Here is an 8,020-nt window from a genome sequence, read left to right as displayed (position 1 = left end):
GCTTGCGGGGCCCTTGCTCCTTGCGGCTCTTCCGGATCTCGAAGTCCATCGCATCCCCTGAACTGGGGTGTTGCGACGACCACTAGAACGGAAGGCCCCGGTCGGGGCGGGGGCTCTTCTCGGGGTGGGGGTTGGCGTCGTAGTACGGGTGCCGGCAGTTGGTCCAGGTGATCACCGAACCCGGCTTGTCGAGCACCACAGCGGCGGGCACGACGCGCATGAGGTAGATCATCCACAGCTTGTCGCCCTGGTCCCAGGAGCAGTGGTAGTCCACGGTCATGGACTCGGGGTGGGCTTCCACCCTGCAGTAGATCCGGGTGTCGTCCTCGAGCCGGTCCTGGCCGACCCACAGCCCCGGTGTGCCGGTGGGGGCGAAGCCCCGCAGGCTGCACGTCCACTCCTCCAGGTGGTGGCCTTGGCGGAGGTAGTCGTAGACCAGCTCAGGGGGGCAGTCGACGTACTCGTGGATGGTGCAGTACTGCCCGTAGACCTGGTGGTGCGGATAGACGGCGTGGGTGAGCTCCATGCAGTGCGCGGTCAGCTCCTCCCGGCCGGCGTTCTCGATCCGCATCAGGCCGGGGATGTCAGCCAACGTGGACGGCTCCTCGCTCATCCGAACTCTCCTCGTGGTCGTTGCGTGCGGTGCGGTCGGTGGTGGTGAAGGACTGGAAGGGAAGGAACGGGGGGATCTCCGCCGGGTCGCAGTCCAGGGCGACGAACGCCGGGCCTGCGCCGGCGTTGCCGCGCAGCAGCGCCTCGCGCAGCTGCGCCGCGTCGTCGGCCCTGGTGACGTCGAGGGACGGGAACGCGGCGGCCACTCCGGCGGCGAGGTCGGTCCGCCCGAACAGGTCGTCCCGGCGGACGCCGCCCTGGAGGAACTCCTCGCGCACGGCGCACATGGCGTGGGCGTTGTTGTTGAAGACGACGAAGGTGACGGGTGCGGCGTACTCCACGGCGGTGTGCACCTCCATCCCGTGCATGAAGAAGGAGCCGTCGCCCGCGAGGACGTACGTGCGCCGCCCGGTGGCGAGCGCGGCGCCGATGCCGGCACCGAAGGTGTAGCCCATGCCGCCCATGCCCACGGCCACCACGAAGCGGCCGTGGCGCGGCGCCGGGAGGAGGTGGACCGCGCTGGCGCCCGCGTTGCCCGCATCCACGAAGACGTGCGCGTCCTGGGGGAGGGCGGCCTCCACCGCGGCGATCGCCCGGGGGTACCGGACGGTTCGCCCGGCGGTCCGGCCGTCCGGATCCGGCAGGGGCCGGGGGCGGGGGCCGGCGTGCGGCGGACAGGCACGCGGGGCTGCCGGCAGCCGGTCGGTCACCGCGCGCAGCGCCTCCCGCAGGTCCCCGCGCAGTGCGGTGCCCGGCACGAACGGCGGTTCGGGCCCGAGGCACACGACCTCGGCGGCGGACAGGGCCCGGTCGAGGCCGCCGCGTGCCAGGAGCGGCAGCCGGGTACCGGCCAGCAGGCACACGTCGGCCCGGCGCAGGCAGTCCTCGACGTTCGCGTGCCCCATCACCCCGGCGACCCCGGCGAACCTCGGATCGCGGTTGTCGAAGACGTCCTTGGCGTCGGGGGTGACCGCCACCCACGCCCCGAGCCTCCCGGCCAGTTCGGCCAGTTCGGCACGCGCGTCCGCGGCGGCGACGCCCTCCCCGGCGATGACGAGGACGCGGCCGACCCCGCTCAGGACGTCCGACACGGCGCCGAGGGCCGTGGTGTCGAGCACGGCCCTCGGCGCCGGCAGGTCTGGCGCCGCGCCACGGCCGGGCCGGCGGATCCGTGCCTGCTGCACGTCCTTGGGCAGCAGCAGCACCGCCGGCCCCGGCGGCTCCGTCCGTGCCGCGGCCACCGCCCGGGACAGCAGCTCGGGGAACGCGTCCGGGTCCTCGACCCGGGCGCAGAACCGGGAGACCGGTCCGAAGACCTCCGAGGCGTCGAAGCTGCCCGCCCTGCCGCTGGAGTCCTGGAACGCCCCCCGGCCCCACTCGCCGGTCGGCGGCTGGCCCACCAGGGCCAGCACGGGCACCCGCGAGGCGTACGCCTCCGCCAGGCCCGGCACGAGGTTCATGGCACCGCCACCCGAGGTGGCGGCGACCACGCCGAGGCGCCTGGTGGTCCGGGCGTACCCGTCGGCCATCGTGACGGCGGAGAACTCGTGCTTGGCGACGACGCCGCGGACCGTGCCGCCGCGGTGGACGGCGTCGTAGAGGTCCTCGATGTTCGCGCCGCCGACGCCGAACAGGTGGGTGACGCCGGACCGGGCGAGTTCCCCGGCCAGGTAGTCGACCAGCCGTGCCGTTTCTGCCCGGGGCCGGTCCGGGGGCGGGGGAGTCATGCCGGGCTCCTGTCCGTCTCGTGGTGCCGGTCGATGAGGCCGGACGGCGCGACGACCTGGAAGCGGTGCCGGTACTCCTTCGGGGTCAGCCCCAGGGTCCGCCCGAAGGAGCGGAAGAAGGTCTCGGTGGCCGCGAAGCCGCAACGCCCCGCCACCTGGCTGATCGTCAGATCGGTGGTCTCCAGCAGCTCGCGCGCACGGGCGATGCGCGTCCGCTCGACGTACTGGCCGGGCGTCGTACCCACCTCGCGCCGGAAGACCCGGGCGAAGTTGCGCAGGCTCATGTTGGCCCGCCGGGCGAGCTCGGCCACGGGTAACGGCTGGTGCAGGTTCTCCAAGATCCACTCCTGTGCGGTCCGGATCGGAGGATGGTCGGCCAACTGGGCGTCGAGGACGGCGCTGAACTGCGACTGCCCCCCGTGCCGCTTCAGGAAGAGCACCAGGAACCGTGCCGTCTCCAGTGCGAGCGCCGCACCGTGGTCGGCCTCCACGAGGGCCAGGGCCATGTCGATCCCGGTCGACACGCCCGCCGAGGTCACGAACGGGCCGTCCCAGACGAAGATCGGCTCGGCGTCCACCGTCACCTTCGGGTAGCGGCCCGCCATCGCCTCGCTGTACGCCCAGTGCGTGGTGGCGCGTCTGCCGTCCAGAAGCCCCGCCTCGGCCAGCAGAAAGGATCCGCCGCAGACGGAGGCGACCCTCTGCGAACGGGCCGCCGCCCGGTCGATCCAGGAGACCAGCGCCCGGTCGCGCAGCGCGTCCGCGAGACTCCAACCGCCCGGCACCAGAAGCGTGTCAATGGCACCCTCCGCCGCCTCCAGCGGCGAGGCCGCCACCGTCACTCCGGAACTCGTGCGCACCAGGGGCGCGTCGGCGGACACCAGGTCGATCCGGTAGGGGGTGCCCGACGGGGCGAGAAGCCGGTTGGCCGTATCGAACACTTCAATCGGTCCGGTGATGTCCAGGGCCATCGCGCCCCGGTAGACCACCACAACAACACGTCGCTCCAACACGGTCACAGCCTGTATCGAGTACCCCACTGGCTGCAATGACAGATTACTGACGTATCCGGCCAGCGTGCGGTCCGGGTGGGGGCAGGGGCGCGCCGGCCAGCGGGTTCGGGGCCGGAAGGGGGTGCTGTCGGGTGAGGCAAGTCACAGGAGTGACAGGGGAGCTGCCGCCACCTGGCAGCCGGAAAACGGCTCGACGCCGGCAGGGCGTCATGTCTACGCTTTTCGGCGCGGCTTCGCGTGCCGGTCACCGGCCGGGTGAGGCATGGAGGGGCCGTGGAGATGCCCATGGAGGCATTGGCCCGTGTCAGTCGAGTTCAACCACACCATCGTTCTCTCCCGTGACCGGGAGGAGTCGGCTCACTTCCTCGCCGGGATTCTGGGGCTGGAGGTCGGGGAGCCGGCCGGGATGTTCCTGCCGGTGCGGACGGCCAACGGCGTCACGCTGGACTTCGCGACCGTCGACGTCGACATCCCCGTGCAGCACTACGCGTTCCTCGTCTCCGAGGACGAGTTCGACCAGATCCTCGCGCGGCTGGTGGCGGCCGGAGTCCCCCTGCAGGCCGACCCGCACGGCAGGCAGCCGCGCCGGATCAACCGCAACGACGGCGGCCGGGGCGTCTACTTCCGGGATCCCGCCGGGCACGGCCTGGAGGCCTTCACCCGCGCCTACGGCAGCGATCCCTCCTCGCCGGTGCACGGGACGACGGAAGAGATCCCGGGGGCGCGCTGAGTCCGCGGCGGCACATCCGGCCCGGCTGTGCGGCCCGTGACGGGGTATGGGCACGGCGTACGGCCGACACGCTCTGCGGAGGACTGGTAATGACTGACGACGCCTATCTGTTTCTCGTCGACGAGACGACCGCACACCTGGGCGTGCCGCCCATGTCCGAGCCCTCCTGGCCCACAACATCCACCCCGCCAGCCGACAGCCCCTGACCGAAGCCCCCGGCGCCAGTTGCGGAAACTGCGCCTTCGCCTATCGCATCCAGCTCCCGACCCCCGAGAGGGACTGGGCGGGGAACAGTGCGCCCCTCACCCGCGAACACCTCAAGTGCGCGAAAGCCCCGATCAGCCGCCGCGGCCGCCAGGGCCCCGACCTGCGCCTGGCCACCAGCGACCAGCCCGCCACCCCCGCCTGCACCCTCCACTGCACCCACGCGGACTGGCCCTACGACCCTTACGGTCACGACCAGACCGCCGCCGACGCGATCGGGTCGGGCCGCGACCACGCCGACGACTGGGGCGTCTACGCCGCATACCGGATCTTCGGCGTCGACCTCGAACACCACCGCGTCTGGGTCGAACTCGAAGCCAAGAAGGTCCCCCACGCCGCCGCTCCCGGCGGCTACAGCACCCGGCCACCGCGCTACTCGCAGCCGCACCTGTACCGCTTCTGGACCGACCTGGCCCGCCTGCACACCGCCCACCTCACCCACGCCCCCGGCGTGGACGCGGGGGAGTGCACGCACGAGCTGGTCCGTGGCGGCCGCGTCCTGATCGGCCAGCCCAGCCACTGACCACCCACCCGGAGGCCCGGCCTCGCCGCCCGGCCCCGGCCCTTTGGCCCCCGTCACCTGCCCGGTGCCGGGGGCCGCCCCATGCAACCAGATCCACGCCCAGGGATGCCCTCGCAGCACGGACCAGACCCACGACATCACCACCTTGAAGAAGCCCTGCCTCTCCTGCCCGCCCGGCAGTCCCCGGCCCGGTCCGCACACGCGGTGCAGGGGCTGCCCCTTGCCCCACTTGGCCTACCACGCTCCCCGGTGCGGCCACCCCCGACCGGAGCGCCCGGCCACCGGGGCTCGCCCGCCCCTCAGCTCAGGATGTTGCTGCGGCACCCGCCCCAGGATGCACTCGCGCCCTGCGCCGCTTCATCCCCCCCGCCCGTGTCCGGCTGCTTGCCCGTCTTGCCAGCGGCCGCGCCACGGTACGGATCGCCGCCCCTGCCCACGGGGAGGGCCGTCCTTCACCTCCGCCCGCACCGCGGCCGGTACCCCTTCACCCAAAGGCGCCCCCGCGCGGGCGCCGTGAGACGGAGATTCCCGTGACCATGCCGTCCGCCGCCTTGGCCGCCGCTCACCGAGCCCGCGCCATCGCCACCATCGCCCGCACCCGCACCACCAAGACGACGCCTGTCCTGGACGATGCCGGCCGCACCGCGCTGCACAAGATTGCCCAGCTCCTCGACGCAGCCGCGCACGCCCTGCAAACCGAGCCTGCCACCGTTGACAACGACGGCCCTGTTCCAGCCGACGCCGAGGTCTCCCTTCAGGCGGCCGAAGCCGTCGCCCTCGCCCACCCCGGCGTCGGCATCCCCCGCACCCTCGGCCAGTACGTCACCGCGGTCCTGTACCCGCACGACAGCGCGCACCGCAAGGTCGACCTGCCCCTGTCACTGCTTCCCCGCACCATCAAGGCGATCGCCCGCGAGGCAGAGCTGTTCAGCCGGATCCACTACCTGCACGGCGGGCTGCAGTTCGTCACCGACCAGGTGACCACCACGCTCGTGCTGGAAGACGTGTTTCGCCTGCACTGGCAGCACGCCCGGCTGGCCGACTCGATCACCGCCGACCGTGCTCGATCCGACAACGGCCCAACTTCCCTCGCGGCCGCTGGCGACATCCCCACACCGGCCACCGCCGGGGCGCTGCGCCAAGCCCACGACGAACTCGGCCCCACCCTCACGTACGAGCTGACGTCCGCCTCGCTGAACTGCTTCTCCCGCGTGCACCCCCAGCCGAACCCCGCCACCCGGATGGTGTCCCACCGCGGCGTCAAGGTCCCCACCTGCGAAGAGCACCGAGACGCGGCCGTCCACGCCGCCCAGGAGCTGTACGCCCTATACGACGCCGTTGACTGACCAGACCGGCTCCCTGGGACGCCCGTGTGGCCCACCGCCCGTGCCCGGCCCGCACCACCCGGATGGCTCGCCCCGCGAACAGGGCGGGCCATCCCGTCGGGCCGCTTGCCCGTCTTGCCGGCCGTCGCCGCACCGTACGGTGCGCCCCCGACAGGGGGCGGGGGAGGGGTGATCACCCCTCCGACTCCGACAGGAAGGACCCGACGATGCGAACTCCAGCCGACTCCCGCGCAGCCGCCAGGCGCCTGATCGCGGCTCTGCCCAGGCCCCTGCCTCACGACGAGGCACGCCGTGCCGACGCCGTGCAGACCGCCCTGCTGGCCAGCGGGCTCCTCGACAGCAGCGATCTGGGCAACTCCCCGGCTGTCCAGGCCGCCGCCCGTGACGGCTTCACCAGCCTGACCCACCTCCTGGACAAGGACGCTCCCGGACACGGAGCCGGGCAACTGCTGCTGCTCCTGCTCGCCGAACGGGAGGCGTTCAACCCCCACCCCGCCCCCGACGAAGACCAGCTCCGCGCCCGTGACGCCGCGACCGCCCTGCTGCACCTCGCCCTGTGGCACACGGACGATCTGATGCACCTCCTCGGCGGCGCGCTGCAGGTCCACGCCGAGGAAGCGCACCACCACCACCGCACCAAGACGGCGTGAGTCCCGCATCCTGAACCGCACTGCGCACCACCTGACGGTCCGCACCCGGCACCGGGGGCGGACCGTCCCACGTCACCGCCCCCGGGTTGCTGCTCCCGACCGGGGGGTGTCCGGCTTGGTCAAGCCATCGCCAGTGTGCGGGGCATCCAGAGCGTGGCTCCCACGCCCGGGTTGCCGGCCACGGCGGCTACCGGCTGGCGCCCCTCATCCACGAGCCCGAACTCGCCCCGCCGTACCCGTCCTTGCGCCGCTTACGTCACGCCACTGCACCGTGCGCTCCCCCACAACAGGCCCGGGCCAGCCCTCGGTCTGTCACGACTGCCGTGAGGAGCCTTCCGTGTCATCCGCGCCCCAGATCACCAAGCCGACGGGCTGGCGTGCCCCTTCCCCGCTCAGCGTCCTCGACTGGCAACGCCGCCAGGAACTGTTCACCCGGTCGAATCTGACGCAACGCATGCTCGAGACGGCGATCCGGGGCGGTCACTGGACGATGATGCCTCTGGCCGATGAGGCCACCACATTCACCGTCACAGACTTCGCCGCCCGCGCACTGATGCTGACCGAGTCGGACCGCCTGCGCGAAGCGCGCACCTACAGCATCGGACCGAACGCCACCGGCCTCGCTGTCGCGGCGAGCTCCGGATCTGCCCCTCAGGAGCCGATCAGCCTCAACCGCCCCCCGAGCCCCAGCGGCTTGATGCTCTTCAGCGACCCGATCGGTTCCGACGCCGAGACCTACCGCACCGTCGACGGAACCAGCGTAGAGATCCACACACCGATCGTGGCCGTCTCCTGGTCGCTGTGGGACGGAAGCCAGGACCACGTTGACGGACACGCGGTGACCTGGCTCAGGCAAAGCAGCCACGGCGCCATCGTCCCCTGCCGGGGGATGAGGGGCATCTGGATGACGTTCTACGCCCCGCGCACCAGCGAAATGCTCGGTGTGGATGCCAGCCAGGCAGTAGCAGTCGGCCCCGACGGCCATCTGATCACCGCCGCTGAGTCGGCTCTGGCAGACACAGCCTTTCAACGACGGGACCCCGGCCTGTTCGGGCCCCTTGCCTGGAACAACGAACTCGTACTGCCCGAAGGAGAGACCTTCGCCGACCCCAAGCCGGGAACCGTCCAGCACTGGGCCGCCACCGTCTACACCAC

General features: G+C 72.1%; 7 protein-coding genes. 4 read left to right on the top strand and 3 right to left on the bottom strand.

The genetic code is table 11. The features are described 5' to 3' along the window. Window positions 1–82: 82 nt before the first annotated feature. Genes ACFQ9Z_RS39230 through ACFQ9Z_RS39220 form a run of 3 tightly spaced genes read right to left on the bottom strand, consistent with a single transcriptional unit; the run spans window position 83 to window position 3,352 of the window. Window positions 83–613: an SRPBCC family protein gene (locus ACFQ9Z_RS39230; protein ID WP_383031904.1), complete on the bottom strand. Its 531-nt coding sequence runs from the start codon at window positions 611–613 to the stop codon at window positions 83–85. Then, entirely contained in the window at window positions 585–2,339 is a 1,755-nt protein-coding gene (locus ACFQ9Z_RS39225) for a thiamine pyrophosphate-binding protein (RefSeq protein WP_383031901.1), read from the bottom strand. Before ACFQ9Z_RS39225 ends, ACFQ9Z_RS39230 begins: the two co-directional genes overlap by 29 nt. Further along, window positions 2,336–3,352 carry a GlxA family transcriptional regulator gene (locus tag ACFQ9Z_RS39220; protein WP_383031897.1) on the bottom strand — a complete coding sequence of 339 codons (1,017 nt, stop codon included), beginning with the start codon at window positions 3,350–3,352 and terminating at the stop codon, window positions 2,336–2,338. The genes ACFQ9Z_RS39225 and ACFQ9Z_RS39220 overlap by 4 nt, the downstream gene beginning before the upstream one ends. 301 nt (window positions 3,353–3,653) lie before the next feature. On the opposite strand from ACFQ9Z_RS39220, the gene ACFQ9Z_RS39215 reads away from it, so the two are divergent. The 4 genes from ACFQ9Z_RS39215 to ACFQ9Z_RS39200 all read left to right on the top strand — a co-directional run. Further along, on the top strand, window positions 3,654–4,082 hold the full coding sequence (locus ACFQ9Z_RS39215) for a VOC family protein (protein WP_383031894.1): 429 nt from the start codon (window positions 3,654–3,656) through the stop codon (window positions 4,080–4,082). Window positions 4,083–5,399: 1,317 nt separating this feature from the next. Further along, window positions 5,400–6,215: a hypothetical protein gene (locus tag ACFQ9Z_RS39210; RefSeq protein WP_383031891.1), complete on the top strand. Its 816-nt coding sequence runs from the start codon at window positions 5,400–5,402 to the stop codon at window positions 6,213–6,215. A 206-nt stretch (window positions 6,216–6,421) separates the two neighbouring features. Beyond that, window positions 6,422–6,865, top strand: coding sequence for a hypothetical protein (locus ACFQ9Z_RS39205; protein ID WP_383031889.1), 444 nt, complete (start codon window positions 6,422–6,424; stop codon window positions 6,863–6,865). Between the two features lie 337 nt (window positions 6,866–7,202). Beyond that, a partial coding sequence (locus ACFQ9Z_RS39200) for a hypothetical protein (RefSeq protein ID WP_383031886.1) occupies window positions 7,203–8,020 on the top strand: 818 nt, incomplete at its 3' end.

Origin of the sequence: Streptomyces sp. NPDC056580, from assembly GCF_042793175.1 — a bacterium.
In the GTDB taxonomy this organism is placed as follows: domain Bacteria; phylum Actinomycetota; class Actinomycetes; order Streptomycetales; family Streptomycetaceae; genus Streptomyces.
The sequence above is the reverse complement of the archived record's forward strand: the minus strand, read 5'-3'. Positions and strand labels throughout refer to the sequence as shown.

Bases quoted from the DNA above. Each gene is read 5' to 3' on its own strand.
- ACFQ9Z_RS39230 (WP_383031904.1), bottom strand. From the start codon at position 613: ATGAGCGAGGAGCCGTCCACGTTGGCTGACATCCCCGGCCTGATGCGG.
- ACFQ9Z_RS39225 (WP_383031901.1), bottom strand. From the start codon at position 2,339: ATGACTCCCCCGCCCCCGGACCGGCCCCGGGCAGAAACGGCACGGCTG.
- ACFQ9Z_RS39205 (WP_383031889.1), top strand. From the start codon at position 6,422: ATGCGAACTCCAGCCGACTCCCGCGCAGCCGCCAGGCGCCTGATCGCG.